This is a genomic window from Thiomicrospira microaerophila (genome assembly GCF_023278225.1).
GTDB classification, from domain to species: domain Bacteria; phylum Pseudomonadota; class Gammaproteobacteria; order Thiomicrospirales; family Thiomicrospiraceae; genus Thiomicrospira; species Thiomicrospira microaerophila_A.
This window is the reverse complement of record NZ_CP070959.1, coordinates 472,636-499,421: the sequence shown is the minus strand read 5'-3', so window position 1 is coordinate 499,421 and position 26,786 is coordinate 472,636. Positions and strand designations below refer to the sequence as shown.

Sequence of the window (26,786 nt, the reverse complement as noted above, 5' to 3'; positions counted from 1 at the left end):
ACCTTGGTTCAAGCTTAATTATTCACTAAGTCATTGATTAGTCTTTGTAAGACATTATTATCTGGAAACAGTGGCGCATATTTATTCCACAAGGTTTTCGCCTTTTCCTGCTTTCCTTGAGCCCATTTTGTTTTGACAAGATGAATAAGTACTTCGTCATCTTTTTGCAAAGACCAAGCTCTTTGCAAATAATGCTCAGCTTGATCATAATCCCCACGCTGATAGGCTAACCAACCTCGGCTGTCTAAAATGTGATAACGATTTGGATCAATAGCTAAGGCACGATCCAACAACTCTTCGGCTTCATCAAGTCGGATATTCCTTTCAACATAAAAATAGCCCATGGCATTGAGCACATCCGGTTCATTCGGATAACGTTGCACTAACTCCTTCACTAAGCGCTCATACTCGTCAAACTTTTTTAACTCATACAAAACCATTGCCATTGAAAAGTTAATCGACAATTCATCCGGTGCCAACGCGAGTGCTTGCTGATAGTAATCTAATGCCGACTGCCATAAACTAAATTGACTGTAAAAAATTCCTTGAGCTCGCAAAACCCTTACCTGCTCTTCTCGAGTTAAAGGCTTAAGAGCTTGCAAATGATCTAAACCCTGCTGCAAACCTTCGATTTTAACCAAAATTTGTGCGATTAATAGATTAGCATCAAGATAGTAGTTTGGTTGCGCAACCTGCTTTAGGTAATGGAGAGCCTGTTTAAACTCCTGATTATTTTGTGAAATCACACCCAGATAGTAATAACTCACATCACGATAACCATCGACATTTAATAGGGTATTAAACCCTTTTTCAGCCGCTTGATATTCATTCAACTCTAGCTGTAACAGCGCCAAGGACAGCAAAGAAGTGAAAGCGCGAGGGTTAGATTCAACAATTTTTTGGTAACGTAATTTTGCGCTTTGATAAGCCTCTGCTTTTACTTCAAGCCTTGCATAACGCTCCTGCATCATCCACTGCTCTGGGTTTTCACGAATAAAATCAGCCAAAAAAGCCAGCCCCCTTGAAGTTAAATCTTGTTCAACATAAAGATTGGCTAGTGCAAAATAAACTTCAAGCGGCACTTCAAGCCGCTCAGCAACCTGTTCTAAAGTCTCAACTGCTAACAAAGGCTGTTGATGATGATTTGCGACGTAAGCCAAGCCAAAACCCGCCGACCATTCATTCGGATAAAGCTGCATTAAAGCTTTAAAAAAGGCTATCGCTGTTTCTTGATCCGCGGTTTGAACAACTTGTGCCGAAGCATTTTTAAGTTCATCCTCCAAATCAACATCTGAGACTTTTCTGTAGGATTGCCACAGATCAAGTGCAGCATCAAGATTACCATGTCGTAAAGCCATCAAATAACCAGCACGCCAAGCTGAGGCTTGCATGGGATCAAGCGAGCGCCAGAGCAATGCACTTTGTTCGATGCCTTCAGCAAACCCTGCTGACATAGCTAACTGAAAGCTTCTTTCAGCTAAACGAACATCCTGCGTTCGCTGTGCGATAGGAAATAGAAGATTATAGGCACTGAATGCATCACCACGCTCAGCAAGCATTTCGCCTAACAACAACTCGAACATTAAAGCAGGCTCAAGCTTAACTTGCTGATAATTGCTTTTCTTTTCCCCTGAAAGCGCAGATGGTTTAGATAAGTGCGAACAGCCTACCAAACCCAACAGCAAAGCTAACAGTAACAATTTCTGAATATTTTTCACTAGACCACCTCGGCTAAATCGCCTTTTTGTTCCAACCAGGCTTTACGGTCAGCAGCTCGCTTTTTTGCCAACATCATATCCATGATAGGCAAACTGGTTTCGCTTTCCAACATTAATTGCACTAATCGCCGCGTTTGAGGCAGCATCGTGGTTTCTCGCAACTGAAGTGGATTCATCTCACCCAACCCCTTAAATCGAGTAACCTGAACTTTACCCGATATTTTTTCAGCCTGAATTCGATCCAAAACGCCCCGCCGCTCATCCTCATCTAATGCATAAAACACCTGTTTACCCACATCAATACGATAAAGCGGGGGCATCGCAACATAAACATGACCATTTTCAACTAGCTTTGGAAAGTGTCTGACAAACAAAGCACAAATCAAGGTTGCAATATGAGCTCCGTCAGAGTCAGCATCAGCAAGGATACAAATCTTTCCATAGCGCAAACCTGATAGGTCATCCGAAGCGGGATCGACCCCTATTGCAACACTGATATCATGCACTTCTTGAGACGCTAAAATTTGCCCTGCATCCACTTCCCAAGTGTTAAGTATCTTGCCTCTTAACGGCATAATTGCCTGAAAACGTTTATCGCGTGCCTGTTTTGCAGAGCCGCCAGCTGAATCACCCTCAACCAAAAACAATTCGGTTAGCCCTAAATCCGTTTCAGTACAATCCGCTAGTTTACCTGGCAAAGCGGGGCCAGTCGTTATCTTTTTTCGCGCTACTTGGCGCGATTTTTTATTACGTACCTGTGCATTGTTAATGGCTAACTCAGCAATTTTTTCGGCCACTTCAGTGTGCTGGTTAAGCCATAAACTCAAACTATCTTTTACCGCACCTGAAATAAATGGAACACATTCTCGTGATGATAAGCGTTCTTTAGTTTGACCAGCAAACTGCGGTTCACGCACTTTAGCAGACAATACAAAAGCAACGTTTTGCCAAACATCATCCGGTGAAAGTTTGACACCACGCGGGATCAGATTACGAAACTCACAAAACTCACGTACTGCATCAGTAGCACCTTGACGCAAACCATTGACATGGGTTCCCCCCTGTGGAGTTGGAATTAAGTTAACATAACTTTCATTAGGCGCTTCAGCCGCTTCAGTCAACCAGGCCAATGACCAGTCCACCGATTCATTTTCAGACGTTAGACTGCCAACAAAACCATCCGATGGCAAATATTCCACCCCCTCTAGCGCTTGGTTTAAATAATCCCGTAACCCATCTTCATAAAACCAGCTTAATGATTCACCTGAAACCTCATCACTGAAATTAATTGTTAAACCCGAACATAATACTGCTTTGGCACGTAATAAATGCTTCAGGCGAGAGAGTGCGTATTTAGGGGTATCAAAAAAGCGGCTGTCAGGCCAAAACCTTAACCAAGTGCCGGTATTCTTCTTACCCACCTTGCCGACCACCTCAAGCGGTTCAATCACCCCACCCTGCGCAAAAGCTATTTTATGAATATGTCCTTCACGTTTAATTTGAATCTCGACCCTTTTAGACAAAGCATTAACGACTGAAATGCCGACACCATGCAAACCGCCTGAGAATTGATAAGCCTTGTTGGAAAACTTACCGCCAGCATGCAAACGAGTCATAATTACTTCAACACCTGGCACTCCCTCTTCAGGATGGATATCAACCGGCATACCCCGTCCATTGTCTTCGACACTAATAGAACCATCAACATAATGCGTCACGGTTATTTCACTAGCATAGCCCGCAATCGCCTCATCAACACTGTTATCAATTACCTCTTGCGCTAAATGATTTGGGCGCGTAGTGTCGGTATACATCCCCGGGCGTTTTCTTACCGGATCTAATCCCGTTAAAACTTCAATCTCAGACGAATTATATGTTTGACTCACGCTGACTCCTTCAACAACCAGGCTAATCGGACAATTTGCTAATTTAACAACTATTATTGGTAAGACTTGAATCAATGTAAAGACAAACTCCACAATCAACACAAAGATTCAATTTTTGAACTATGATACTATTTGATAACTAATACCTACAATCCATGAGGAAAAAACATGCCAAACCGTGACTACCATGCGCATCGCCAAAGTTATGAAATGGGCGCTCTAAGTGATGAATTTCTACAACATAATCCACTTATCCTATTCCAACAGTGGATGGATGATGCTTTTGAAAAAAAAGTAGATGAACCTACCGCCATGACGCTTTCAACTGTAGATCAATTAAACAGACCCCATTCGCGAATTGTGTTATTAAAAGCGTTCAATGAACAAGGCTTTGTTTTTTATACCCATTATGCCAGCGATAAAGGAGTACAAGTTGGACTTAATCCAAGCGGGGCGCTAACCTTCTTTTGGCCACAACTTGAACGCCAAGTTAGAGTAGAGGGTCTGATTGATAAAATGACTTCTGAAGCGTCAGACAGCTACTTTCAGAGCCGCCCTAAAGATAGCCAGCTTGGCGCCTACATCTCACAACAAAGCCAAACCGTAGCAAGCAGAGAAGAACTTGAACAACGCATGGAGCAGGCCAAGAATCAATTTAAAGACAAGCCTGTTCCACGCCCCGATCACTGGGGGGGATATTACTTAAAACCCGATTACATCGAGTTCTGGCAAGGTCGCCCTAATCGGCTTCATGACCGCTTAAGTTTTAGCAAGCAACCCAACCAGGCCTGGTTATCCAGACGCCTTTGCCCATAGGTAAAAAACATGTCTGAGGTAAAACTTGAAGCAAGCTGGTTAAAACAACTTGAAGCACTCTTTATAGCCGAACCAATGCAAAAACTAAAGGCATTCCTGCTTGCAGAGAAACAAGCAGGAAAAACTATCCTACCCAATGCAAATCTTTGGTTTAATGCACTTAATACCACCCCATTTGAGCAGGTCAAGGTCGTCATCCTTGGCCAAGACCCCTACCCGACACCCGGTCATGCGCATGGCTTAAGTTTTTCTGTACTCCCCGATGTTCGCCCGCTTCCAAAATCTTTACAAAATATCAACAAAGAACTTTTAGACGACATGGGAATAGACAACCGCCACAGCGGTCATCTTCTTCCCTGGGCACAACAAGGCGTATTACTGCTCAACTCAGTACTAACAGTAGAAGCAAACAAAGCAAATTCACACCAAAATCAAGGCTGGGAAAGTTTCACCGACCAGATTATTAAAAAACTCAATGATCAACGAGAAAACTTAGTTTTTATACTCTGGGGAGGATACGCGCAAAAAAAAGGAGCATTAATTAATCGTCAAAAGCATTTGGTTATTACCAGCCCACACCCTTCGCCACTATCAGCTTATCGGGGTTTTTTTGGCAGCCAGCCCTTCTCAAAGACAAACCAATACCTAACAGAACATAAAATAATACCGATAGACTGGCAACTGCCGATAAACTAACCAATGAAAACAAGATATAGAAAAGAAACTCTAAATAGAAATCAGAGCATTAAAAATTGATGGCGGATAGCGGGGACTTAAAAATCAATTAATAACCAACTACTTATATAGAAAAACTCACATATTACCCACAACGTTACCCGCTATGTTAGTCGTTTTGGTTTTTTGCTAATACAAGAACCGCACGGACAACACAATCATTTAATAATCAACTGGTTATACTACACAAGCATAATATTACACACAAAATAACCCGCTTTGGCTTTGCCAAAGGAAATACCCGCGCGCGCCATCAACCCGCTGGCTTTTCGCTTGGTGAATGCTGGTATTGCTGGGGGCGGCTGCCTGATCGGACCGCTTAACACCCCCCCAATAAATCAAAAAGTTAAGCAGTAAAAAAAATCTAGCGCTAGCGGGAAAGCGCGGCTCTACGTACCCGCAACCAAAGCAGGCTAGAAAGTACCTTGCAACACTGACACGGGGTGAAAAAAATATAAATCCTGATTTTTTTGTAACAGTATATATTTTTTAATGGGGTTAGTGGGGTTAGTGGGGTTGGCCTTTATCCATGCGGGTTGGCGCTGTTTTTGTCTAATGGGGTTGCAGTGGGGTTAGTGGGGTTGGCGTTTTGTTCTTTTCATTAATTCCTTTTGTTCAATGCAACAAAAAGAAGTTAAAAGGCGGGCTTATTTTTCCTTCACCTTGGATTGTTGCCTATAAAATCAATAGCTTAACTAGAGTGGTTTCGCGCTCGTGCTGACCCGCAGTAGAAACTGTTGCGGAGGGACCCGCAAAAACTCCCATTTTGGCGCGCGGGGTTAATTCTTTGGCAAAGGCCAAACCGCCGCCATACACTCGACACGCCCGAACACTCGACACGACACACCCGCATCAACGGCAAACGGTTTACCGCCCTAACGTATCAGACCTGATCTGATTGGCTGGGGTGGTTGGCTGGGTTGATCGCACCGGCTACACCACCAAAGCGGGTAACAGCCATACCAACCAGCAACACGCCCCCAATCCATTCACCGCCACACGCTCGACACGACACAACCGCATCAACGGCAAGCGCTTTACCGCCCTAACGTATCAGGCCTGATCTGATTGGCTGGGGTGGTTTGCTGGGGTGATCGCACCGGCTACACCACCAAAGCGGGTAACGGCCATACCAGCCAACACAACCAAGCCAGCAACACGCCCCAATCCATTCACCGCCACACGCTCGACACACAACAACCGCATCAACGGCAAACGGTTTACTGCCCTAACGTATCAGGCCTGATCTGTTCGGCTGGGGTGGTTGTTTGGCCTTTAATGTATATTTAAGGTTTTAGACATTTTTTAGTAAATGTTGATTAATACCTAAAACAAACCCTTGATAAACACATTTTTAAATGTATACTATGCCTATAGTCTAAATATACATTGTTAAAATTTATCAAACCCTAGGGGGCAATATGGCAAACATCGCATACATTCGCGTTTCAAGTGAAAACCAAAACACCGAACGCCAAACCTTTGAGGGTTACACCCTTGATAAAACATTTGAAGAAAAGGCAAGTGCAAGGGATACACAACGCCCCCAGCTTAAAGCCTGTATTGAATTTGTCCGTGAGGGTGATACCTTGCTGGTTTATAGCATTGATCGCCTGGCAAGAAGCCTACAGGACTTAAACAGCCTGATCGCCACGCTAACGGCTAAAGGCGTGGCCGTTCGGTTCATCAAAGAAAACCTAGAGTTTAAGCAAGACAAAGCAAACCATGTAAATGAGTTAATGCTCAATATATTGGGTTCTATAGCCCAATTTGAACGCGCCCTAATCAAGGAGCGCCAAGCGGAGGGCATCGCCAACGCCAAAGCCAAGGGCGTGTATAAGGGTAGAAAGCCAGCCCTAACCCAAAACCAAGTTTTAGAAATACAGGAAAAAATAAAAATGGGTGTCACTATGGCTAAACTATCAGCGGATTACAAAATAAGCCGCCACACCGTTTATAAAATCCGGGATGGTGAATATATCCTTGACCAGATCGCAACGGCTTAAAAGCTGATTTTAGTTTGCTCAATAGATTAACTGGGGTATCATTTACCCCAATACAAAACATAGAAATAAGGGTTTGTTATGTCACTGCTTACATTTGATACGCTCCAATATGCCAAAGCCCTTGAAGCCAAAGGCTTCACCACGGAGCAAGCCGAGGCCTTGGCCGAACAAAACAAGATTGTTTTTAATGAATTTGCTGAAAATCAGCTGGCAACCAAGGCAGATTTATTCAAAGCCAAAGAAGAAATTAAAGCCGATACGCAGGCCATAAGAACCGAACAAACGCACATTAAGCAAGACATGGCGCAAATAAACGCGGATTTACGGGTTTTAAAATGGGGGATTGGCTTGGTGGTTGGTATTGCGGTTACTGTGGCGATTAAATACCTCTTTGGCCTTTAAATCTCGCTAACCTATCCGATAAGGCTTGTTTATGCTTTCATTTCTTTTTTCATGTTTTACAGGGGCATTAAAGGGCGTGTTGGTTGTCACTGTGGCCGCTATCCTATTGCTTGCCCTCCTTTAAACAAAAAGCGCCACTAGGGCGCATTATGTTAGCTGGCTGGGGTGATCGGCTAGCGGTTCTGTTTAGTGTTCACCCCCATGCCCCAATATTTTAGAATTGACGGCGTACACGTTCATTTTTTGCCCGCCCCCAATGTTCAAGCCACGATACTGCAATCGCTCGGTTTTACCGCCGGATTCTGTTAATAGGTAGCCGTGGTTTTTAAGCGTTTTCAACACTAGCCGATAATCCAGCCCGTTACACACCTCTTTTTTAAAATATTCCGGTGCGAAAAAATAAAACACCTCTGAACCCGCTGGGGTTGTACCTACCCAACCCGCTCGGTCTATTGTTTTCGGGGCGTGGTCATCTTCAACACGGTTAAGGCTTTCAAAACGCCCGCTGCCATAACGTTCAATAAAGCCCCTTACATTGCTGATCGCTTGCACCTCCTCGCGTGACTGGTTGGCGCTTTCTAGGTTGTTAAGCCAGTTATAAAAACAATCCCTTACCCGCTCATAGGCTTCCCCCGGCTTCCAGCCGGTTATATTTAGTTCGGTGGCTACTTCACCCCCCGCCGCGACAATCGCAAAGCGATTAATAGCGCGTGAAACTTGGCTGTTGGCATTCGGGGGCGTTAAGCTTTGTGTAAAGTGTTCACGCATGGTTCTAAACAGCAAGCTAGCGCGTTCACGCTGTGCAATAAAGCGCTTGATAAACTCCACCCCCGCCACGCCATAATTAAGGCTGGTATTATGGTGCAAGGCCTCGGCTTGCTCTTTACTACTTTCAAAGCCGGGTAACAAGGTATCAAACACCCCATATTCACCGCAAACGGCTTCAATATCCAGCATACGCACCTCTTGGCCTGCCTTGGTGGTATCCCCAGCCGCCGCCATAGCGGATTTTAAATCCAATTCACCGGTTGATAGGAACAACAACCGCCATTCTTTTAACCGAATATCATTAGCCCGCTGTTTGGCCTGACCATTCGCCAGCATGTAAACCGTTGCGCCTATTTCCTTTGGACTCATTTCCCCCATTTCATCAAGGCATAACAATGAATCATTGTGACTAAACGCGGTAAACTCTAAACCGTTTGACGTGGCGCGCCACATGCGTTTACGCTTATGACTACCCCAAACGCTCCCCGCCGCATACAATGCAATCGTTTTACCTTTTGATGATTCACCCCTTAAATGAAAACCGCCCCCCTCGATACCAAACAAACTAAGCAGGGGCGCTGTAAAGGCGGTGCTGATCGCAAAGCAAATACGGCTGTTATTCACCGCAAAGCTGGCAACATCGCGTTGCCAAGCTTCTAGCATGCCCTTTTGTTCAAAGTTTACCAATAGCGGGTTTTCAGTCTGAAACATGATCGGCTTGTCGGGGTTGTCGCCAATGGTTTCACCCGGCAACACATAGGCATCATCAAACCAACCCGTTTTAAAAACGCAGGTGGCAACTTTTGAACCTTGGCAATCATGCAGATAATTAGCCAATAGGGTTTTGGCCTTGCTACTCGTTAAGCCTTTTAGCCCCATATCCAATAAAATACCGTGCAACGCATCGCCACGGCCTGCCAACATGTTCATTGGCATAACCCATTTTTTAAGCTTGCCTAACGGGTCTTTAAACTCCAACGCCCGGCCATAGTTCATATAATTTTCATCGCAAGTGATCGCGGTAACTTCAAGTTTTGAACAAACTCTTATGGGTGTTGGTTCATCGGCTGCCGGGTCTTTGTAGATTAGATTGCCGTCATTATCAAAATGAAAGCCGTGGGGCAAGGCGGGGGCGCTTAATTCCTTATGGCCTAGCTTGTGCCTTAGCATAATCAATATCACACGATTCCAGCCCCTTGGTGGCCTTTAACGGTTCGCCTTTGGGTATGTCTGTTTTTACCGCCATTCTGTCACCTCGTCATTATTCTGCTTGCTCAAATCTAAAATGTAGCGGTCGTTCCAGTCCGTGCCTTGTTCATGCTCTGCAAATTCAGGGATAAACACCGCCCCGCCCACCGCAAGCGCGGCCGCTGTTGCTTTTTCAAGCCCTATATTTTTACCTGTTCGCTGTTCGGTTTCTCTGTCGTTATCCGCCGCTATTAACATGCGCGCCCTTGGATATTGGCGCTTCCACGCATCCGCAACCGGCTTTAAATTGTTGGCGTTAAACGCACATACAATATTGGATAATGGGGCGTAATGCGCTGCTAGGGTTAAGCCTGTAGCGTATCCCTCACAAATAACCAACTCCAACACATAGCCCCAACTCCCAGGCAACGCCACAAACCCGCCTTTCATTTCCCCGCCTTTTAAAAACCGTTTACCGCCCTCTGGGTCAATAAACTGCAAACTCACTATTTCTTTTTTACCTTGTTGATTGAATTTATAAACCGGAATAACTAGCGCATTGCCGCTGATCGGGGCAACGCCAAAGCGTTTAGCTTCTTCAATCATTTGTTTTTTTGCGTAATAGGGGTGCAAGTGTGTACCAGCTAATGAGTTGGCTCGGTTTGGGCTGCAAACTGTTAATTTTTCCCAAATCGCTTGCGCTTTCTCTTTGGCTTGGTTATAGTTTGCCTGTCGTTTTTCTGCTTCAAGCCTATCGGCATTCGCTCGCAAATCCGCCAACCTTTTGCGCTCGGCCTTTAGGCGCTTTTCTTCTTCTCGGCTCAAAGGTGCAAACTTATAGCCGTTATCCATCGCCTTTTTAACCAATGTTTTAATTGTTATTCCCCCGCTGGGTCTAATGCTTTTCCATGTCGCATTAAACGCCCCCGGTTTAAAACTGGGGGCGGTGGCGCTCCACTCTCGCATGACCTCTTTGGCGTTATCGCCAAACTCTGATTTAGCCGCCATTAACACTTCAACCCATTCATCGCGCGGGCTGTCCGGGTGAACATGGTTAAGTAATGCCATTAGGCCGCTAATATCTAAAGGCGGGTGATCTGTGAAGCTGTTAGACATAGATTAGTCACCCTCAATGCTATTAACAGGTTGCAGGGTTTCTAGGTTGCCTGGCTTCTTTGTGCTGATTAAATCAAGCCGCTGATTACCATAATTAAGAATGTCACTCGACACGGCAAGGCAAGCAGCGGGCTTGCCTGTTTCAGTATCAAAGGGCGTAAGTGTTAAGGGGGAATCGTTTTCAATTAATAACAACCCTTTGTGTGCAAGCGTATAAATGGCGCTATCAAGCCGGTAGCTTCCTTTTGCTTCACTGAAAGCCTGCTGTAATGGCGCGTCTAAAAAATAAAAATAGTAATGAAACTTTTGATCTTTTCCCGTGAACCCATAGCGATAACCAAGGCGCTTATAGGTTTGCTTGCGCTGATCTTCTCTTATATTCATATCCGTAAACCGTGTTTCGGCATTTTCTTGAATTAAGCGCTTTAAAAATAAAGTATCGTTGCACCGGGTAAGCGGGGTTTTAATGCGCCCGGGTGCAAAGTCAAAATCCCTATAAAAGTTATGTTTGAGAATATTTGAATGAATGGCGTAAACGGCAACGTATTCACCGTTGGTTAAATCCGGGTTGTAATAGGCTAATCCTTGCGCTGATTGGCTTTTATCGGACAATAGGTAGCCGTATTTAAAGCAGGTGTTTAAATAGCGGCTAATATCATCAATTTTGTCCGCATACTCTTTAATTAGTAAAAAATAATCATCGCTTAGGCCATTTGGCGCGCCTATCCAGCCAAGGCGTGAATTCGATTGATTAAAGCTGTGACCCGGATATAAGGAAACCGCTTCAAGGCTTGGGGTTTCGTTGCCCATATAGGCTAAGCTTCGGTTGATAATGGCCTTAACCTCGTTAAGGTGTAAACAATCCGAACCGGATTCTAAATAATAGTTTTTGGTTGGTGTTATTGGTTGGTTGGGGGTGTTTTGCTGTTGCATGGTATTGCCTTTATTTGGTTAGGTGTCAGGCCTTATCGCGTTATCAGGCCTGTTTGTGTTTGCTTGGTTTTTAGCGGTTTTTGGTGAATCGCAGGATACAGAGAACCGCAAAGCCTTTTTGTAGGCTCTGTATTCTGTTTAAAACAGTTGTTAAAAGGGTGATTAGATCGGTTTAGCCGGTCGTTTGGTTGTCAGGTCTGGCATAGGCGCGCCTGTGTCGTTTTAATGCCCTGTGCTTCCTCATGCAGTTCTAGCAGGGTTTCAAGGGTCTGGGTTTCGCAGGTTAGAAAATAGGCTATGTTTAACCCATCTTGCACCGCATCATAAACGCCGTCATCTTCATGGTTAAGCGCAACGGTTACGGCTTTTGAAATTGATTGCAGGCTCGCTAGGCGCTGTTTCACTTCCTCAAGGCTAAAGAATGCTATATTTTGAACGATTTTTTGTTCGCTAGCTTCCAATTTGCTAAAGCGCCCACGGTTAAACAGGTCGTTGGTATTGGTATTCGTTTGAATATTGATAATCTTTGAGAGATACATAATTATGCCACCCCTTTTAAGCCCAATAGGGATACATCAAACTCACATAGCCCGGCATCGGCCAAATAATGGGCTAGGCTATCCAATGTAGCAAAGCGCAAGGGTTTGCCCTGTGTGTTGCAGATCGGGGCGTGTTGATCGCGTGTAGTGGTGATATAAGCCAACCAATCCCCAGCGGAATACATGGCGCTTACGGTTTCAATAAATGAATCGTCAGGTAGATTGACGCTGAATGTGAACGCCGTTAGGCGGTTTGAAGTGATTAAAGGCATGGTTTGCCCTCCGTTGTAGTTTCTAGTCAGTAACCCACCTGTTTTAAATTCAGGTGAGCGGGTATTACTAAACGCTACAACACGTTTGGTCTTCTTTACCGTTACCGGCTCTTGTATCCGACCTTTAACCCGCTCATATTTAGAAATATGGTTGCGGTATTTTGCGCCAAATCGTTGCAAGCCTAACCAGGCCTGGTTGATTTTGGGCACAAAAAAAGCCAATTTAGACGCGTGGCTTGGCGTGTTGTAGTTTTTAGTTAGGATTCCGATGTTACCCGATAATCTGGTACAGTTCAATATAATATTTTCATTCATGCTAAAAACCCCTGTTAACCATTTAAACCAAGGCGGTCATTCATCCATTCCACGATGTCAGACTCAAGCCATACGGATGAATTAGCGGTTAATTTTCTCGGCTTAGGGAAAAGGTCTTGGCGTGAAAGTGTGTAAATATGCGACACGCTTAATTTAGTCCAGCTAGCAACCTCTTTGACCTTGAGTAAGCGGGGGCGGCTCTCAATTGTGGACGCGTGCAAACCCTGTTCCGGCTCCGGCGAAAAAATCGGTCTAACTGTGTTGTTCATTGTGCTTTCTGTGTAATTGCTCATAGTGTTCTATCCTATGCGTTAATAGCGCTTAAGTGATTGCGTTTCGTAAGTCGTGACCTATTAAAGCACAGAATTAATTGAAAATTTGTAACCTGTAAATCACCTTTTGCGGGTAACTAAAAGCCTGATTTGTGGATAACTAGCAAGAAAAAACAAAATACAACAAAAAACGCAGAAATACGACAAAATACGACAAAATAAAACGGGCAAAAAAAGAAGAAAATAAAAGTGCAAAAAATAAATAAATTCACAATTTTTACACGTTTCAGCTTTCGTATTTTAAAAAAAACATCGGCAAACGGCTCTACCGCCCAACTCTATCAGGCCTGACCTGTTCGGCTGAGTTGATTGGCTGGGGTGATAGCACCGGCTACACCACTAGCTTTGTTGCATATAAAGTAAATGGCTTACCTAGATGAGTTTTGCGGTTGCGTGGACCCGCAGTAGAAACTGTTGCGGAGGGACCCTGATCTGATCGGCTGGGTTGATCGCACCGGCTACACCACCAAAGCGGGTAACGGCCATACCAGCCAGCAACACGCCCCCAATCCATTCACCGCCACACGCTCGACACACAACAACCGCATCAACGGCAAACGGTTTACCGCCCTAACGTATCAGGCCTGATCTGTTCGGCTGGGGTGATCGCACCGGCTACACCACCAAAGCGGGTAACGACCATACCAGCCAGCAACACGCCCCCAATCCATTCACCGCCACACGCACGACATGACAAAACCAAACCACCGACACACCCGAATTAACGGCAAGCGCTTTACCGCCCAACTCTATCAGGCCTGATCTGATTGGCTGATCTGATTGGCTGATCTGATTGGCTGATCTGATTGGCTGATCTGATTGGCTGATCTGATTGGCTGATCTGATTGGCTGATCTGATTGGCTGATCTGATTGGCTGGGTTGGTTGGCTGGGTTGATCGCACCGGATACACCACCAAAGCGGGTAACGGCCATACCAGCCAGCAACACGCCCCAATCCATTCACCGCCACACGCTCGACACACCCGAACACCAAATACGACACACGCATCAACCGCAAACCGTTTACCGCCCTAACGTATCAGGCCTGATCTGATCGGCTGATCTGATCGGCTGATCTGATCGGCTGATCTGATTGGCTGGGTTGGTTGGCTGGGTTGGATGGCTGAGTTGATCGCACCGGATACACCACCAAAGCGGGTAACGGCCATACCAGCCAGCAACACGCCCCAATCCATTCACCGCCACACGCTCGACACACAACAACCGCATCAACGGCAAAAGGTTTACCGTCCTAACGTATCAGGCCTGATCTGATTGGCTGAGTTGTTGGCTGATTTGGTTAACTGGGTTGATCGCACCGGCTACACCACCAAAGCGGGTAACAGCCATACCAGCCAGCAACACGCCCCCAATCCATTCACCGCCACACGCTCGACACACAACAACCGCACCAACGGCAAACGGTTTACCGCCCTAACGTATCAGGCCTGATCTGATCGGCTGGGGTGACCGCACCGGCTACACCACCAAAGCGGGTAACTGTCAGGCCTGATTGAATGGGTGAAAAACAGGGTTGTTTTTTGAGTTTTTGGGGGCGGGTTTCGTGTTGGTTTTGATGTCCGATTTTATGCGTTTTTGGGGTCAAAAATGGCGGGGTCTGCACGGGGGCAAAATCGCAACATCTGCACATTGTTTGCATGTTGCTTGCAGTTTTTCGCTCTTATCATTACGCTTTATCTTGTATACAACCCCACTAACCCCACAACCCCACACGCTAACCCCATTAAAGTGGGGTAACGCAACACAATGATTTTATTGAAATAAAAAGCAAAATCCCACTAACCCCACTAACCCCACTGGTTTTTCAATGGTATGCAAACTCACACGCACACAACACCGCTAAATCAGACACTAAAAAACCGTGTTTTTACCCATGCCAAATAGGGGGCGTTTAACCCTGTTTTATAGCGTGTAACGGAATGACATTTTCACCCCGTTTTAGACTGTCTAAAAAGTTGCCCCATTGGGTCATCATGTCAAAACGTGGTTGCCAGTATTCGGCCTTGTTGTAAACAGATCGAACCCCGCCTTGTTCATGCGCAAGCTGTTTTTCTATGTAGTCACTGGCAAAGCCCATTTCATTTAACAAGGTGCTAGCGGTATGCCTAAAGCCGTGAAAGGTTTGCAGGTCTTTAAGGCCTAGCCGGTGCATGGCCGCGTTTAGGCTCTGTTCATTAAGGGGGCGCTGTTTGGTTCTACCGCTAGGGAATACATAATCACAATCCCCGCTGATCGGGCGCATATATTCGATAACTTCCAAAACTTGCGGGGTAATCGGTACAAGGTGGGGGCGTTTCTTTTTCATGCGCTCGGCGCTGATCTCAATTGCCTTTTGGTCTAGGTCTATTTCATCCCAGCGCAAGCCTGCCAATTCCCTAGACCTTAAAAACACATAGGGTTGCATAGTTAAGGCTTTAAGCGTTGAAATGTCGCCTTGATAGCTTTCTAGGGCGCGCAAAACTTGCGCTAGGGTTTTGCGGTCGGTGGTGTGGGCGTAATTGCTTTTAATCGGTTTGTCGAATAGATCACGGGCTATATTGCCAACGGGGTTATTGTCGCAATAACCAAAGCCGATAGCATGCAGAAATATTTTATTGGCGTATTGCTGCATACGGCGCAAAGTTTCAAGCCTGCCAGTTTGTTCAATCTGTTTGAGCGCTTGGATAAGTTGGCGGGTTGTGATCTCATCAACATATAACGCCCCTATTTTAGGTAGCAGGTGTTTATCAAGCCGTTGGCTAATATCTCTAACATAATCGTAAGACTTGCTTTTATACATCTGATCTAACCAAAGGCTGGCAACCTGTTCAAAGGTTTTGCGGTTTTTGGCAATAAGTTGTTGCTGTTGAATCGCTTGCACCGCTTGGCGCTTTTCTTCAATCGGGTTTAAGCCTTGTAACACCTGCACCCTTGCATCATCTCGAAGCAAACGGGCGTTGGCTAATGTCACCGCTGGATATTCGCCAAAGGTAAGCGTTTGCTCTTTTTTATTGAAGCGGAATCGGTAACGAAAAAATTTAGCCCCTGTTTTACGCACTTCCAAATAAAGCCCGTTACTGTCAGCGTGTTTATTATTTTGCCCCTCTTGAAAGCGCAACCGTTTAATTTTTGCATCCGTAAGCATCGCTAGCCCCCTGTTTATCAATCATTGTCAAAAGCGGGTAACGCTGGGATTCAAAGCGGGTAACGCAAAATATTACCCGCTAAGTTACCCGCTTTTCGATAAGCTTTGATAATACACGATAATACGTCTTAATAGCAAATAGAATGCTAAGTTGTTGATTTTAGATTGTTTCAGGCATAAAAAAAGCCCGGATAATCGGGCTTAATATAGTGTATTGGCGGAGAGCGGGGGATTCGAACCCCCGATAGGCTATTAACCTATACACACTTTCCAGGCGTGCGCCTTCAACCGCTCAGCCAGCTCTCCGTAATGTGCGCGGATTATAGCCTTATTCTTTTGGTTTGTCTAATCTTCTAAAAGCCAATAAAAAAACCAGACCCTGAATCAGATCTGGTTTTTTTCACAAACCAATATTAACTACATCATCTCCAAATCCATCTGAACCGCTTCAACACCGGCTGCTGCGCATTCCTCATCGACCATACCATCAGGCGCACCACTCACACCGACTGCACCAAACAAACGGCCACCGGCTGATATCGTGACTGAACCAGCCATAAACGCTAGGCCCTCACCCAAAGTAGGCAATGCACCTTCTGCTTGACGGGTAAGTTGCGAACCATTAGCGTTAAACATAACGGCAGTATAAGCCTTTTTCTCACTAATCGGTAATGACACAGGTGGAGCCATTGAATCGCGCATTTTAACCATAATAATTCCATTACGGTCTACCACCGTTACTGAAACAGGGATACCCTTGGCCTCACAAGCCTTTATCGTTTCCATAGCAATTTTGTTATTCACTTCAAGCGTAAGACGTGGCACTTCAACTACCAAGCTATCAGCATGAACAACTGGTGCTGCGACTGTCACTAAACCTGCACTTAACAAAGCCGCTTTTAAGGTCTTTTTCAACATACATCCTCCTAAAGTCATTTTTATGTTACATTTTATTTTTTACATTAAAACAAATACATCTAATTGTATTTCTGCACATCTACTTAAGTAGATTATTTGAAGAGCAGTTTGATTCTACCAAGTTAAAAAAAAGCGGAGGCTTTTAAACCATGGATTTCACAATTTTTACACTTATTTTGCTAGGTGTGGTATTTGTCTATTTCTTTGCAGGCATTCGGATTGTACCGCAAGCCGAACAACAAGTTGTTGAACGTCTTGGGCGCTATCACCGCACATTAAGTGGCGGTTTAAACTTTATTATCCCAGTCGTTGATCGCGTCAGGGCAAAGTTCAATACCCAAGAACAAGTTATAGATATTCCTGTTCAAAAAGTAATTACCAAGGATAACGTCAGCATTACCATTGACGGTCTAGTTTTTATGCGCGTTGGCATAGCACGCAAAGCCACCTACGAAATCCTAGATTTGAAGCACGCGATTGCACAACTCGCCCAAACCACATTACGCTCTGAAATCGGCAAAATGGATTTAGACGACACCCTGTCATCCCGCGACACCCTCAATGCGACCTTGTTAATGGCATTGGATGCCGCTTCAGCGAATTGGGGTGCTAAAGTGACACGGGTAGAAATTTCCGACATTTCTGTACCCGAAGCGGTACAACACGCAATGGAGCTGCAGTTGCGTGCGGAGCGTGAGCGCCGTGCCACTGAAACCGAAGCGGAAGGATTAAAAAACGCGACGATTGCCAAGGCCGAAGGCGATCGTCAAAAAGCCTTTAAGGAAGCCGAAGCGATTGAGAGAACCGCTGATGCACGTCGTTATGAACAAATCCAGCTTGCACAAGGTCAGCAACAAGCGATAGAAATGATTGCACTCGCGATGCAATCCAATCCAAGCGCGGCAGAGTTCTTACTGGCCAAAGACCGCATTAAAGCTTGGGAAGGCATTGCGGCCAGCGATTCGCAAAACAAAATTGTTATTCCTTATGAAGCGTCAGAATTAATTGGCTCACTCAGTGCGCTACAAAGCCTATTAACTCAAACTGGCGCTACAAAATGAATTCGATAGGCTTAATAGAACTGATTCCAGATTGGATTTTAATTGCTGCAGGCCTGGTACTGATTGGAATTGAAATCATTTTTGGCTTGTTTATTTTGTTTTGGTTTGGTATCGGTCTAGTGACCGTTGGCCTGCTCGGTTTTTTTGTTGATTTTGAACATGGCGAATACCAACTCATCTTTGCCTTTGCGATTGGTATGGTTTTATTATTCGCGTTACGGAAGAAGGTTATCGCCCCCCATAATGCGCAACCCGATCAACTCGATACTTATCAAACCGGTGATATCGGTCTGCTATCGCAACACAACCAGCAATGGATGGTGTTTTATCATGGCACCCATTGGATTGTAGCGAATCCAAAATCTGGCTATGAAGTGGGTCAACGTGTTAAGGTTGATGAGATCAAAAGCAACCAGGCCTGGGTCAGTCCTATTGAGCATGAAGACTAAAATCTCAAACCCTGCGCTAACCTTGCTTGCTTTATTGTTTGGTTTTAACGTCTGGGCAGATGAACTAACTCACCCTGCGGTGCTAGACCCTCTGAGCTTTGTTTCGAACTGGCAGGTGCAGGTGGATGAAGGCAAAGCTGACATCAGCTTGGACGAACTCAAACAACAATTGCCGAATTACCGAGTGATTCATGTTGGTGAAATCCACCCCAACTTTGAAGATCACCTTGTGCAACTGGCGATGCTTCAAAGTCTGCATCAACAGCATCGCAAAGTCGCAATAGGTGTCGAATGGTTTCAAGCTGCCTTTCAGCCCTGGCTTGACGCCTATATCTTTGGACAGCTTTCAGAAGCTGACCTATTACACCACACCGAATATTTCCAACGTTGGCGTTTTGACTATCGGCTACTACAGCCGATAATCCACTATGCCAAACGCCATCAAATTCCGGTTTTAGCCCTTAACGCACCCAATGAACTCACTCGCCAAGTCTCTACCCTTGGGCGCGACAGCCTTAGTCTTATTCAACGCCAAGCTATACCAAGCATACACCCGCCCGGTGTTGAACAACACCAACGCTTAACACGATTTTTTAGCGACAAGATACCACCAAGCCGTAACCTTGAAGACTTTATCTATGCCCAACGAATTTGGGATGAAACCATGGCCGCTAATGCCGTGCGATTTTTACAACAACACCCAGAGCATAAACTGCTGGTATTCGCGGGAAACTTTCACATCGGTCACTTTGAAGCCATCCCAAAAGATATAGCACGCCAGCTGCCAGAGCTTCAAAACCAACAACTTACAATAAGTGGCGGCTCATTTGAAAATTACCGAGAAAATTTCGTTGATCGTTGGGTCTATACCGATACCATCTCACTACCCGAGCACGGCAAACTCGGCGCAAGTTTTAATGGTAAAAGTGCCTGTATCCAAGACCTTAGCGATGACGCCGCCGCAATAAAAGCTGGCCTGAAAAAAGACGATTGTATTTGTGCGTTAAATCAGCAAACGATTCAGCATTATGCAGACCTTATTCTCGCACTCTACCGCACCCAACCCAACCAAGCTGTAAGTCTGAAAATCCAACGCGGTGAACATATCATTGAGTTAGATATAACACTGGACTAAACCTTTTCTGTTATATCTCGCAATAAAGCCATGACATTTTAAAAAAACTCTAAGCCTAAGAATAGCCATGCCCTCCATTAATTTCGCAACCTTCGCACTGGTCGGCTTAAGCCGAGCAGGCAAACTGCTTAGCTTGTAAGCAAGGCCTTAACCAAAGACTAACAACCCCACAAATACCAATACCACAAGGCCAAGCGATTGCATAAAGACTGGCCAGTTCAACAGTCGACCCTCTGTTGAACTGGCTCGCGCTAATAGTTGACGATAAGCATCATAAAACCTTGAAGACCCTTTCGAACTTCTTTGCATCATTCTTTGCCACCAGGCCTGGTACACCCGCTGCCAAATCGACACCTTACGACCCAATACTTCAAACCAAACCACCAAATCCCCTGCTGGACAAATTAATTGCTTATGAATACGGATACGCCATGCCATCGCCAACACAATCGCAATCACTAGCGGTTTAAGCGCATCGAATAAACCTTCAGCGTTCCAGACAGGCGAAGCCACCCAATAAATCCAGCCTGCCGCCAAAGCCACTAAGCCAAACCAACTCAACAGCGCCAGTCGATTAATCGGTTTAGCCTGTTCGCGCGACACCGAGTCGAGTTTAGCTAAACGCCGTAAAAAATGAATCATTAACAAAGCCGTTGCCACAGAACCCATTACCAACAGCGCATAAGGCATCACTAAACCGGCTTCTAAACTCGCCAACTTCATTTGCGCTTTCAGCCAAGCTCCGGCACTCCATGGCATTCCGGCTAATAACAAACCCAAAAGTATCAATCCAACCCAAATCCACGGTACAATCCGCGATTCAGTGGCCGTAACCTTAATCCAACCGACACCCAAAAATAACGCACCTTTAATCAACGCATGATGCAACGCAAACCAAGCGACCCAAATCACCAACGCATCCGGTTCCGCGCCCTGCCAGACCCAACCTAACCCCCAAATCAACCAACCCATTTGGCTGATACTGGAATAGGCCAATACCGCTTTCGGGTCGGTCTGCATTAAGCCCAACACTGCGGCTAACAACATCGTCGTTACACCCAACCAAGGCATAAAGCTAACAAACACCGAGTCTTGCATCACTAAACTCGGCAACATGACCCACCAACCGATAATGCCGGCTTTAATCATCACCCCTGACAGCACTGCACTGGCAGAAACCGGTGCAGCCGGATGCGCCAACGGCAACCAGATATGCAATAAGGGCACCCCGACTTTAACTGCCAGCCCCAACCAAATTAACCCTAATCCCCATTCAGCAGAAGACTGACTTGCCCAGACCGCTAAATCGGTTGTACCGAGTTCCGCCGCGCGCGCGACCACACCGGCAAACAAAACCAGTTCCGCTAATACGGCTAACAGCAAATACCAGAAGCCCGCGCGTTTAGCAAACTCAGTTTGATCATGCACCACCAGTCCCCAAGCGGCCAAACTCATCAAACTAAACATCAAATAAAAACTAATCGCATCCGCCGCTAAACTTAAGCCTAAACTGCCACTCATACTGAGCAAAAAAAACAAGGCAAACCGCCAAGCCTGGTTATCTTTTACCCATTTGGAATGCAAGCTAGCCACACCCCACACCAATAATGCCAAACTCAACCAAATAAAACTCAAACTATCAAGCGTAATACGTGTGCCCATCAGAACATCCGGCGCATACAAAGCCTGCTGCCAATCCAACGCAATCCAGCCGAGCTGGGCACTACCCGCCAAAACCCATACCAATAATGCGGGTAGCAATGCCCAAGGCAAAAGCGCAATCCCAAATTTTCGTATCGCTGGCAGCGTTAAACCTAAGGCAAGTAACAGCGGCCAAACTGGGACAAGCCATAACAAGCCAGCGAACAGACTATTCATCCTACAAACTCCTGCTCAACCAACCATTGAACCCAACCCAAAGTAGTCAGTGCAAATCCAGCCACCAGCCCTAACACGACGACCGTTAAAGCCGTCACCAAAGGCGGTAACAATAACATCCAATGGGTTTCACAGTGCCGACTCAAGCGTCGCTCATTCGGCCAGTGCGTCGGCGTAGGTAAAAACCAAGCGCGGTAAATCAGCGGTAAAAAATAGCCGGCATTCAGCAGACTTGATAAAAATAACACCGCCATCACCCAATAAGCGCCGACTTCCCAAGCTCCAATACCTAGATACCATTTGCTTAAAAACCCAACCATTGGCGGCAGTCCAATCATCCCCAAGGCGGCTAAGGTAAACGCAAAGCTATTCCAAGGCATACGCCGCCCGACGCCATTCAATTCGTCAATTTTATGAATGCCCAGCGTTTCAGCATAATTACCCGCCGTCATAAACAAGGTAATTTTCATCAGACCTTGATGAGCAATATGCAGCAAGCCGCCAATCGCGCCCATCGGCCCGGCCAGCGCAATGCCCAACGCCACGTAAGACACCTGACTCACGGTTGAAAAAGCCAAGCGCTTTTTAATATCAGTTTGATAAAGTGCGCGCACCGAACCATAGACAATCGTTAGCGCCGCTAATATCAACAATACATACGCCATGCCCTGCGCATCTGCGTACTCAATACCATAGACCTCAAACATCACCCGCACAATCCCAAACGCCCCGGCCTTCACCACCGCCACCGCATGCAACAACGCACTCACCGGCGCCGGCGCCACCATCGCTTGAGGTAACCATGAATGAAACGGCACCAGGGCGGCTTTGACCCCTAAGCCGGCGATCAACAGAATAAACACGCTCCATAACACCCAGCTTGGCAAACTCAAATCTGCTAAATAGCCCCCCGGCATAAAATCCGGCGAACCGGCAAACGCATGCAATAACACCGTGCCCAGCAACAATGCACCGCCACCGATTAAGGTGTAACGCAAATACACCCGCCCTGCAGCGATCGCTTTTTCTGTACCGCGATGCACCACCAACGGCCAAGTGGCCAGCGTCAACAGTTCATAAAAAATCACAAAGGTAAACAGATTACCCGCCATTGCTACCCCGGCGGTCGCACTGACACACAGGGTAAAAAAACCGAAAAACCGCGCCCGATTCGGCGAATTTTCAAGATAACCGATCGCATAGATCGTCGTTAACAACCACAAAAACGCTGACAACAACAAAAACATCACCGCCAGCCCATCAATCCGCAAACTAAACGCCAGCCCCGGCATCAATTGCCAGCTGATTTGATAAACCTCGCCTGAATAAATACCGAGCACCAGTAAAACCACCAGCATCAACTTAATCAGCGCACCACCGATATTGACCGCTGAGCGCAAAAATTTATTATCCTCTGCTATAAAAAAAATAAGCAGGGCTGGAATCAGGGAACTGGCAAGAATCATTAAGGGCCAAAGGCTGTTATCAATCATTTAAGCCCCCCATAACCAACTAGCATGCAGTCCAGCGACTAAGCCAAGCAAGGCTAAACCCAAACTCACCCATTCTCGAACGGGGTGAATCAAGATTAAAGCCTCAGGTTCAACATTAGATTTAAACTCGGTATTTAACGCAATATTCAACACACGAAAAACATAACCCACTGTCAGCAAACTGCCCAAAACCAAAACCAAAACCAACCACCAGGCCTGGTGCCATAACCCCAATTCTAACAGCCACCACTTGGCTAAAAACCCAGCACTGACCGGTAAACCTGCCAAACTCACCCCTGCCAAACCAAATGCAAACAGCGTTTTAGGTTGACGGCGCGAAACCTCGCCTAACTCAACTAAACGATCATGTCCTGCAGCCTGCTGCAAGTTTCCCGCCGCCAAAAACATCGCCGACTTGGCCAGCGCATGCGCCAACATTAACCACAACAACCCCCACAGCCAGCCATCTGGGGTATTAGGGTGAGCCACTAATCCAAGCCCGATCACTAAATAGCCGACCTGCGCCACCGTTGACCAAGCAACCATCGGCTTCAAATTCGCACTGGCCAAGGCTTGCCACGCCCCCCATAGCAACGCCAGACTACCCAAAACCCAAAGACTTTGGACTAAAACCTCGGTCGGAATCGGTGCAAACACCTCTAACCATAGACGAATCAACAAATAAAACGAGGCTTTAATGACTAATGCTGACAGAATCGCACTCACCGCCGCCGGTGCACGACCATGCGCCAAGGGCAGCCAGCTATGCAAAGGAAATACCGCTGTTTTCGCCATCAAGCCGACACTCATTACAACTAACGCAAACATCATACTGAAATTCGACGTCATGGCATTCGCCAGCAACAGCATGTCCAACACGCCAAACTGACCATAGAGCAAAGCGACACCCAGCAAAAATAGCATCGATCCTAATAGACTGACCAAAAGATAACGCATCGCGGCTTGCAAGGCACCGACCTTCAAAGAAATCGCCACCAATGCCACCGCACTTAAACCAAGCAACTCCAACGTGACATAGATATTGAACACATCCGCCGCCAAATAAAGCGCATTCATCGCCGCCCAGGCACCTAGCCACAGCAACCAAAATGGGCGCGGTAAACTGTCATCAAACCAAGCGTAGAGGCTAATCAACAACCCCACCACGCCCGTCAATAGAATCATCAACTGACTCAAATCGTCCAAGCGCCAACCTATGCCTAGCGGCGCGGCCCAGCCCCCCAGCGCCCAACGGCCATGCGGCAAGTTAAATACTAAAATCGATATCATTGCCGTACCCAAAACAGCGAATAACGCAAGCATTTTGGTGGCTTTCGGCCAAATCACCAATAAGCTGGCACAGGCTAAAGGCCAGAGCACCAGGCCTGGTAATAAACCGCTCATAAGATATCCTCATCCAATTGTGCACGCTGCGAATCCGACAGCTTTGCCAATTGCTGCATTAATGCCAAACCGAGCGCAGTGGCACTAATCGCCACCACGATCCCAGTCAGCACCAAGGCCTGGGGCACTGCATCCGGTGTGTCGGCACGGGTTGCGAGGGTCAGCAATAACATAAACACCCCCGCACCCATCACATTCAGCGACAAGATTTTATGCAATAAATGAACCCGACGCGCCAAACCGAACAATCCAATCAAAATCAGCCCGGCCGCGCTAAAGAGATAAACATCGTAACTCGTGATCATGCAGCCCTGCCTTTATCCGTCACACCACTGAACATCGCGGCTAATAAAAATGCAATCGTCAAGGTCGCAAAAAGTTCAATCAGTAAAATCAAACTCCCTGCATGTGCAGGCGGATACCCCATAAAGCTCAAGCCTAAAACAAAGCCAACCAATCCGACTAACGCAAACAACCAAAAACCCGCCAGCCATAAAATTTTCAACGCCAAGCCTTGCCACCCTTGATAAGGCAAAGCCGACTGGGTTGCCAGGCTATACAAAACCAATCCGGCTGCCAATACCGCGCCTGCCTGAAATGCGCCACCTGATGCATCCGCACCGCGCCATAACAAATAACCGCCAATCAAAATCAACAAAGGGGCAAAAAGTTTCGCCGCACTGCTCAAAACCTGACCTTGTAAACTTAAAAAAGCCGGATGCTGACCACGATTAATCGCCTGCTGTGCGAACCAGGCCCAGGCCAATACCGCCAACTCTAAAGCCGTATCCCAAGCACGATAATTTAACAATACCGCTGTAACCGGATGCCCCACTCCCGACTGGTCAATATTCGCCAACACCTCAGGCATCATGCCAGGATGCTCTGTCGGCAGTTGGCTAAAAGCCAATAACAAACCCACCGCCAACCCCAACCAAACCAAGCTCCACAACACCGATATCGAACGGGGCTGATCATCCGTCTGGCACTCTAACCGCGACAGCGTGGCGAGCAATAATGCGCCGGCTAAACCTGCGCCAATCGCCGCCTCCGCTAAAGCCGCATCCGGTGCTTGTAAGCGCATCCAAGCCAATGCAATCATCAAACCCAGCGCGATAAACATCACAATCGCCTCAAACAAATCACGACTTGAAATGCTTAACCAAGCCAAAAACAGAATCAGCAGCCCCAAGACCGAGTCAAATATCAACATCTTGCCTCCCTTTTTGCTGATTTTGGTAAGCACGCTGTCCCATCAAATGACTGGCCACGGCCGCACTGAGTAACACCAAGCTCCAAATGATTAAATACTTAACAACCAACGCCCAACTATCCGCTTGAAGTATCAGCCCAAGCAGAATAAACCCAAGTCCCAAGTTATCCGCCTTGGTCAATGCATGTAACCTAGTTAACGCGCTATCAAATCGCAACACGCCAAGCGTGCCTGCAACAAAGAACAACGCGCCAACCAAAATGAGCACCACACTCATCGCTTGAGACAGCCAAAGCCAATTGATGCTATCGATCAAGGCATTAAATAATATCGTCATTTTGAGAGCACCCGGACAAACGCCAAGCCACTTATCGCGGCCAACAACGCAAACACCAGCGCAACATCACGCAAGGCCGATTGGTCAAACGCCATCGCTAACAATAGCAATATACCCACGCTGCTGGTTCCCAACAACTGCGCCGCCAGCATCCGATCGACGCGCATTGGTCCACGCATCACACGTATCAAGCCAAACGCCATCGTCATCAATAAAATAAACGCTACCGCCAGATAAAAACTTGCCATCATTTAACGCCACATCAATAATAAATATTCAAACCTAACCAGGCCTGCTTGGACATCCAACCGCTTATCTAACACATGTACCTTCGCTTTATTGCCTTCTAAACCCACTGCCAAGGTACCCGGCATTAAGCCGATCATCGCCAACCAAATATCACGCCGCCAGCCCACAGGCAACTGTAACTCATAGGTCAACACCAGCGGTTCAATATCCACTGTCCTCGCCATCGCACGTTTTGCTACATCCCAACCGCCTTGAATGGATTGCCATAAAAAAAATAGGATAATTCTTGGCAACAAAAACAAAATATTCGATAAACGCAAATGCACACTCGGCCAAACCCCAAGCATCCACACAGCAATGATCAATGCCAAAGGCGCCCCAAACCACCAGGCCTGGTTATCCCCCTCGGTTAATGCCCACCAACACACCGTTAATCCGAAAAAATACACACTGAATCGCAAAAACTTATGCAACATA

The 26,786-nt window shown here is 46.4% G+C and carries 32 protein-coding genes and 1 tRNA gene; 7 read left to right on the top strand and 26 right to left on the bottom strand.

Annotated elements, in window-relative coordinates:
* Positions 1–14: 14 nt before the first annotated feature.
* A complete protein-coding gene (locus JX580_RS02380) occupies positions 15–1,718 on the bottom strand; it encodes a tetratricopeptide repeat protein (protein WP_248851201.1) in 1,704 nt (567 codons plus the stop codon).
* Positions 1,718–3,604 (bottom strand): DNA topoisomerase IV subunit B, encoded by a 1,887-nt coding sequence (parE, locus tag JX580_RS02375; protein ID WP_248851200.1) that lies wholly within the window; start codon positions 3,602–3,604, stop codon positions 1,718–1,720. The genes JX580_RS02380 and parE overlap by 1 nt, the downstream gene beginning before the upstream one ends.
* A gap of 168 nt (positions 3,605–3,772) precedes the next feature.
* Here parE and pdxH point away from each other — a divergent pair, with 168 nt between their 5' ends.
* Both pdxH and ung read left to right on the top strand, forming a co-directional pair.
* On the top strand, positions 3,773–4,420 hold the full coding sequence (gene pdxH, locus JX580_RS02370) for a pyridoxamine 5'-phosphate oxidase (RefSeq protein WP_248851199.1): 648 nt from the start codon (positions 3,773–3,775) through the stop codon (positions 4,418–4,420).
* Between the two features lie 9 nt (positions 4,421–4,429).
* The gene (gene ung, locus JX580_RS02365; RefSeq protein WP_248851198.1) at positions 4,430–5,116 is read left to right on the top strand and encodes a uracil-DNA glycosylase; all 687 of its coding nucleotides are present in this window, start codon (positions 4,430–4,432) and stop codon (positions 5,114–5,116) included.
* Positions 5,117–6,038: 922 nt separating this feature from the next.
* Here the strand turns inward: ung and JX580_RS11905 are convergent.
* Both JX580_RS11905 and JX580_RS02360 read right to left on the bottom strand, forming a co-directional pair.
* Entirely contained in the window at positions 6,039–6,170 is a 132-nt protein-coding gene (locus JX580_RS11905) for a hypothetical protein (protein ID WP_283103596.1), read from the bottom strand.
* Between the two features lie 38 nt (positions 6,171–6,208).
* Positions 6,209–6,370 (bottom strand): hypothetical protein, encoded by a 162-nt coding sequence (locus tag JX580_RS02360; RefSeq protein WP_248851197.1) that lies wholly within the window; start codon positions 6,368–6,370, stop codon positions 6,209–6,211.
* Positions 6,371–6,576: 206 nt separating this feature from the next.
* Between JX580_RS02360 and JX580_RS02355 the strand changes: the two genes are divergently transcribed.
* Together JX580_RS02355 and JX580_RS02350 are read left to right on the top strand one after the other, a co-directional pair.
* On the top strand, positions 6,577–7,161 hold the full coding sequence (locus JX580_RS02355) for a recombinase family protein (protein WP_248851196.1): 585 nt from the start codon (positions 6,577–6,579) through the stop codon (positions 7,159–7,161).
* A 78-nt stretch (positions 7,162–7,239) separates the two neighbouring features.
* The gene (locus JX580_RS02350; RefSeq protein ID WP_248851195.1) at positions 7,240–7,563 is read left to right on the top strand and encodes a CCDC90 family protein; all 324 of its coding nucleotides are present in this window, start codon (positions 7,240–7,242) and stop codon (positions 7,561–7,563) included.
* A gap of 186 nt (positions 7,564–7,749) precedes the next feature.
* On the opposite strand, the gene JX580_RS02345 is transcribed toward JX580_RS02350, so the two are convergent.
* The 14 genes from JX580_RS02345 to JX580_RS02280 all read right to left on the bottom strand — a co-directional run bounded on the left by JX580_RS02345 (position 7,750) and on the right by JX580_RS02280 (position 17,090).
* On the bottom strand, positions 7,750–9,501 hold the full coding sequence (locus JX580_RS02345; protein ID WP_248851194.1) for a DUF927 domain-containing protein: 1,752 nt from the start codon (positions 9,499–9,501) through the stop codon (positions 7,750–7,752).
* Positions 9,502–9,567: 66 nt separating this feature from the next.
* A complete protein-coding gene (locus JX580_RS02340; RefSeq protein ID WP_248851193.1) occupies positions 9,568–10,635 on the bottom strand; it encodes a PriCT-2 domain-containing protein in 1,068 nt (355 codons plus the stop codon).
* A gap of 3 nt (positions 10,636–10,638) precedes the next feature.
* Positions 10,639–11,568 (bottom strand): hypothetical protein, encoded by a 930-nt coding sequence (locus JX580_RS02335; protein WP_248851192.1) that lies wholly within the window; start codon positions 11,566–11,568, stop codon positions 10,639–10,641.
* Positions 11,569–11,759: 191 nt separating this feature from the next.
* Positions 11,760–12,107: a hypothetical protein gene (locus JX580_RS02330; protein WP_248851191.1), complete on the bottom strand. Its 348-nt coding sequence runs from the start codon at positions 12,105–12,107 to the stop codon at positions 11,760–11,762.
* Between the two features lie 2 nt (positions 12,108–12,109).
* Positions 12,110–12,694 (bottom strand): hypothetical protein, encoded by a 585-nt coding sequence (locus JX580_RS02325; RefSeq protein WP_248851190.1) that lies wholly within the window; start codon positions 12,692–12,694, stop codon positions 12,110–12,112.
* A gap of 14 nt (positions 12,695–12,708) precedes the next feature.
* A complete protein-coding gene (locus JX580_RS02320) occupies positions 12,709–12,987 on the bottom strand; it encodes a helix-turn-helix transcriptional regulator (protein WP_248851189.1) in 279 nt (92 codons plus the stop codon).
* Positions 12,988–13,398: 411 nt separating this feature from the next.
* Positions 13,399–13,563: a hypothetical protein gene (locus JX580_RS02315; protein ID WP_248851188.1), complete on the bottom strand. Its 165-nt coding sequence runs from the start codon at positions 13,561–13,563 to the stop codon at positions 13,399–13,401.
* 78 nt (positions 13,564–13,641) lie between these two features.
* A complete protein-coding gene (locus tag JX580_RS02310; RefSeq protein ID WP_248851187.1) occupies positions 13,642–14,010 on the bottom strand; it encodes a hypothetical protein in 369 nt (122 codons plus the stop codon).
* A 48-nt stretch (positions 14,011–14,058) separates the two neighbouring features.
* Positions 14,059–14,223 carry a hypothetical protein gene (locus JX580_RS02305; RefSeq protein ID WP_248851186.1) on the bottom strand — a complete coding sequence of 55 codons (165 nt, stop codon included), beginning with the start codon at positions 14,221–14,223 and terminating at the stop codon, positions 14,059–14,061.
* Between the two features lie 64 nt (positions 14,224–14,287).
* Positions 14,288–14,428, bottom strand: coding sequence for a hypothetical protein (locus tag JX580_RS02300; RefSeq protein WP_248851185.1), 141 nt, complete (start codon positions 14,426–14,428; stop codon positions 14,288–14,290).
* Between the two features lie 25 nt (positions 14,429–14,453).
* Positions 14,454–14,633, bottom strand: coding sequence for a hypothetical protein (locus tag JX580_RS02295; protein WP_248851184.1), 180 nt, complete (start codon positions 14,631–14,633; stop codon positions 14,454–14,456).
* 306 nt (positions 14,634–14,939) lie between these two features.
* On the bottom strand, positions 14,940–16,172 hold the full coding sequence (locus JX580_RS02290) for a tyrosine-type recombinase/integrase (RefSeq protein WP_248851183.1): 1,233 nt from the start codon (positions 16,170–16,172) through the stop codon (positions 14,940–14,942).
* A 215-nt stretch (positions 16,173–16,387) separates the two neighbouring features.
* Positions 16,388–16,478: transfer RNA gene (locus JX580_RS02285), tRNA-Ser, on the bottom strand.
* Positions 16,479–16,589: 111 nt separating this feature from the next.
* Positions 16,590–17,090 carry a GlcG/HbpS family heme-binding protein gene (locus JX580_RS02280; RefSeq protein ID WP_248851182.1) on the bottom strand — a complete coding sequence of 167 codons (501 nt, stop codon included), beginning with the start codon at positions 17,088–17,090 and terminating at the stop codon, positions 16,590–16,592.
* Between the two features lie 149 nt (positions 17,091–17,239).
* Here JX580_RS02280 and JX580_RS02275 point away from each other — a divergent pair, with 149 nt between their 5' ends.
* The 3 genes from JX580_RS02275 to JX580_RS02265 are packed head-to-tail and all read left to right on the top strand — an operon-like array spanning position 17,240 to position 19,735.
* Entirely contained in the window at positions 17,240–18,151 is a 912-nt protein-coding gene (locus JX580_RS02275) for an SPFH domain-containing protein (RefSeq protein ID WP_248851181.1), read from the top strand.
* Complete coding sequence (locus tag JX580_RS02270; RefSeq protein WP_248851180.1) at positions 18,148–18,600, top strand: NfeD family protein; 453 nt, start codon at positions 18,148–18,150, stop codon at positions 18,598–18,600. The genes JX580_RS02275 and JX580_RS02270 overlap by 4 nt, the downstream gene beginning before the upstream one ends.
* A complete protein-coding gene (locus JX580_RS02265) occupies positions 18,590–19,735 on the top strand; it encodes a ChaN family lipoprotein (protein ID WP_248851179.1) in 1,146 nt (381 codons plus the stop codon). Before JX580_RS02270 ends, JX580_RS02265 begins: the two co-directional genes overlap by 11 nt.
* A 147-nt stretch (positions 19,736–19,882) precedes the next feature.
* On the opposite strand, the gene JX580_RS02260 is transcribed toward JX580_RS02265, so the two are convergent.
* The 8 genes from JX580_RS02260 to JX580_RS02225 are packed head-to-tail and all read right to left on the bottom strand — an operon-like array spanning position 19,883 to position 26,785.
* Positions 19,883–21,613, bottom strand: a complete 1,731-nt coding sequence (locus JX580_RS02260; RefSeq protein ID WP_248851178.1) for a complex I subunit 5 family protein — start codon at positions 21,611–21,613, stop codon at positions 19,883–19,885.
* Positions 21,610–23,106, bottom strand: a complete 1,497-nt coding sequence (locus JX580_RS02255) for a complex I subunit 5 family protein (protein ID WP_248851177.1) — start codon at positions 23,104–23,106, stop codon at positions 21,610–21,612. Before JX580_RS02255 ends, JX580_RS02260 begins: the two co-directional genes overlap by 4 nt.
* The gene (locus tag JX580_RS02250; RefSeq protein WP_248851176.1) at positions 23,107–24,510 is read right to left on the bottom strand and encodes a complex I subunit 5 family protein; all 1,404 of its coding nucleotides are present in this window, start codon (positions 24,508–24,510) and stop codon (positions 23,107–23,109) included. It abuts the gene before it with no gap.
* Positions 24,507–24,815, bottom strand: a complete 309-nt coding sequence (locus tag JX580_RS02245; RefSeq protein ID WP_248851175.1) for an NADH-quinone oxidoreductase subunit K — start codon at positions 24,813–24,815, stop codon at positions 24,507–24,509. The genes JX580_RS02250 and JX580_RS02245 overlap by 4 nt, the downstream gene beginning before the upstream one ends.
* On the bottom strand, positions 24,812–25,723 hold the full coding sequence (locus JX580_RS02240) for a hydrogenase subunit MbhD domain-containing protein (protein ID WP_248851174.1): 912 nt from the start codon (positions 25,721–25,723) through the stop codon (positions 24,812–24,814). The genes JX580_RS02245 and JX580_RS02240 overlap by 4 nt, the downstream gene beginning before the upstream one ends.
* On the bottom strand, positions 25,710–26,060 hold the full coding sequence (mnhG, locus tag JX580_RS02235) for a monovalent cation/H(+) antiporter subunit G (protein ID WP_248851173.1): 351 nt from the start codon (positions 26,058–26,060) through the stop codon (positions 25,710–25,712). The genes JX580_RS02240 and mnhG overlap by 14 nt, the downstream gene beginning before the upstream one ends.
* Positions 26,057–26,311 carry a monovalent cation/H+ antiporter complex subunit F gene (locus tag JX580_RS02230; protein ID WP_248851172.1) on the bottom strand — a complete coding sequence of 85 codons (255 nt, stop codon included), beginning with the start codon at positions 26,309–26,311 and terminating at the stop codon, positions 26,057–26,059. The genes mnhG and JX580_RS02230 overlap by 4 nt, the downstream gene beginning before the upstream one ends.
* Positions 26,312–26,785 carry a Na+/H+ antiporter subunit E gene (locus tag JX580_RS02225; RefSeq protein ID WP_248851171.1) on the bottom strand — a complete coding sequence of 158 codons (474 nt, stop codon included), beginning with the start codon at positions 26,783–26,785 and terminating at the stop codon, positions 26,312–26,314.
* Between the last annotated feature and the right edge of the window lies 1 nt (position 26,786).

What these genes read in the sequence shown, in the direction of transcription:
- pdxH (WP_248851199.1), top strand. Translation starts at nt 3,773, where the DNA reads ATGCCAAACCGTGACTACCATGCGCATCGCCAAAGTTATGAAATGGGC.
- ung (WP_248851198.1), top strand. Translation starts at nt 4,430, where the DNA reads ATGTCTGAGGTAAAACTTGAAGCAAGCTGGTTAAAACAACTTGAAGCA.
- JX580_RS02355 (WP_248851196.1), top strand. Translation starts at nt 6,577, where the DNA reads ATGGCAAACATCGCATACATTCGCGTTTCAAGTGAAAACCAAAACACC.
- JX580_RS02350 (WP_248851195.1), top strand. Translation starts at nt 7,240, where the DNA reads ATGTCACTGCTTACATTTGATACGCTCCAATATGCCAAAGCCCTTGAA.
- JX580_RS02345 (WP_248851194.1), bottom strand. Translation starts at nt 9,501, where the DNA reads ATGCTAAGGCACAAGCTAGGCCATAAGGAATTAAGCGCCCCCGCCTTG.
- JX580_RS02340 (WP_248851193.1), bottom strand. Translation starts at nt 10,635, where the DNA reads ATGTCTAACAGCTTCACAGATCACCCGCCTTTAGATATTAGCGGCCTA.
- JX580_RS02335 (WP_248851192.1), bottom strand. Translation starts at nt 11,568, where the DNA reads ATGCAACAGCAAAACACCCCCAACCAACCAATAACACCAACCAAAAAC.
- JX580_RS02330 (WP_248851191.1), bottom strand. Translation starts at nt 12,107, where the DNA reads ATGTATCTCTCAAAGATTATCAATATTCAAACGAATACCAATACCAAC.
- JX580_RS02325 (WP_248851190.1), bottom strand. Translation starts at nt 12,694, where the DNA reads ATGAATGAAAATATTATATTGAACTGTACCAGATTATCGGGTAACATC.
- JX580_RS02320 (WP_248851189.1), bottom strand. Translation starts at nt 12,987, where the DNA reads ATGAGCAATTACACAGAAAGCACAATGAACAACACAGTTAGACCGATT.
- JX580_RS02305 (WP_248851186.1), bottom strand. Translation starts at nt 14,223, where the DNA reads ATGGATTGGGGCGTGTTGCTGGCTGGTATGGCCGTTACCCGCTTTGGT.
- JX580_RS02290 (WP_248851183.1), bottom strand. Translation starts at nt 16,172, where the DNA reads ATGCTTACGGATGCAAAAATTAAACGGTTGCGCTTTCAAGAGGGGCAA.
- JX580_RS02280 (WP_248851182.1), bottom strand. Translation starts at nt 17,090, where the DNA reads ATGTTGAAAAAGACCTTAAAAGCGGCTTTGTTAAGTGCAGGTTTAGTG.
- JX580_RS02275 (WP_248851181.1), top strand. Translation starts at nt 17,240, where the DNA reads ATGGATTTCACAATTTTTACACTTATTTTGCTAGGTGTGGTATTTGTC.
- JX580_RS02270 (WP_248851180.1), top strand. Translation starts at nt 18,148, where the DNA reads ATGAATTCGATAGGCTTAATAGAACTGATTCCAGATTGGATTTTAATT.
- JX580_RS02265 (WP_248851179.1), top strand. Translation starts at nt 18,590, where the DNA reads ATGAAGACTAAAATCTCAAACCCTGCGCTAACCTTGCTTGCTTTATTG.
- JX580_RS02260 (WP_248851178.1), bottom strand. Translation starts at nt 21,613, where the DNA reads ATGAATAGTCTGTTCGCTGGCTTGTTATGGCTTGTCCCAGTTTGGCCG.
- JX580_RS02255 (WP_248851177.1), bottom strand. Translation starts at nt 23,106, where the DNA reads ATGATTGATAACAGCCTTTGGCCCTTAATGATTCTTGCCAGTTCCCTG.
- JX580_RS02250 (WP_248851176.1), bottom strand. Translation starts at nt 24,510, where the DNA reads ATGAGCGGTTTATTACCAGGCCTGGTGCTCTGGCCTTTAGCCTGTGCC.
- JX580_RS02245 (WP_248851175.1), bottom strand. Translation starts at nt 24,815, where the DNA reads ATGATCACGAGTTACGATGTTTATCTCTTTAGCGCGGCCGGGCTGATT.
- JX580_RS02240 (WP_248851174.1), bottom strand. Translation starts at nt 25,723, where the DNA reads ATGTTGATATTTGACTCGGTCTTGGGGCTGCTGATTCTGTTTTTGGCT.
- mnhG (WP_248851173.1), bottom strand. Translation starts at nt 26,060, where the DNA reads ATGACGATATTATTTAATGCCTTGATCGATAGCATCAATTGGCTTTGG.
- JX580_RS02230 (WP_248851172.1), bottom strand. Translation starts at nt 26,311, where the DNA reads ATGATGGCAAGTTTTTATCTGGCGGTAGCGTTTATTTTATTGATGACG.
- JX580_RS02225 (WP_248851171.1), bottom strand. Translation starts at nt 26,785, where the DNA reads ATGTTGCATAAGTTTTTGCGATTCAGTGTGTATTTTTTCGGATTAACG.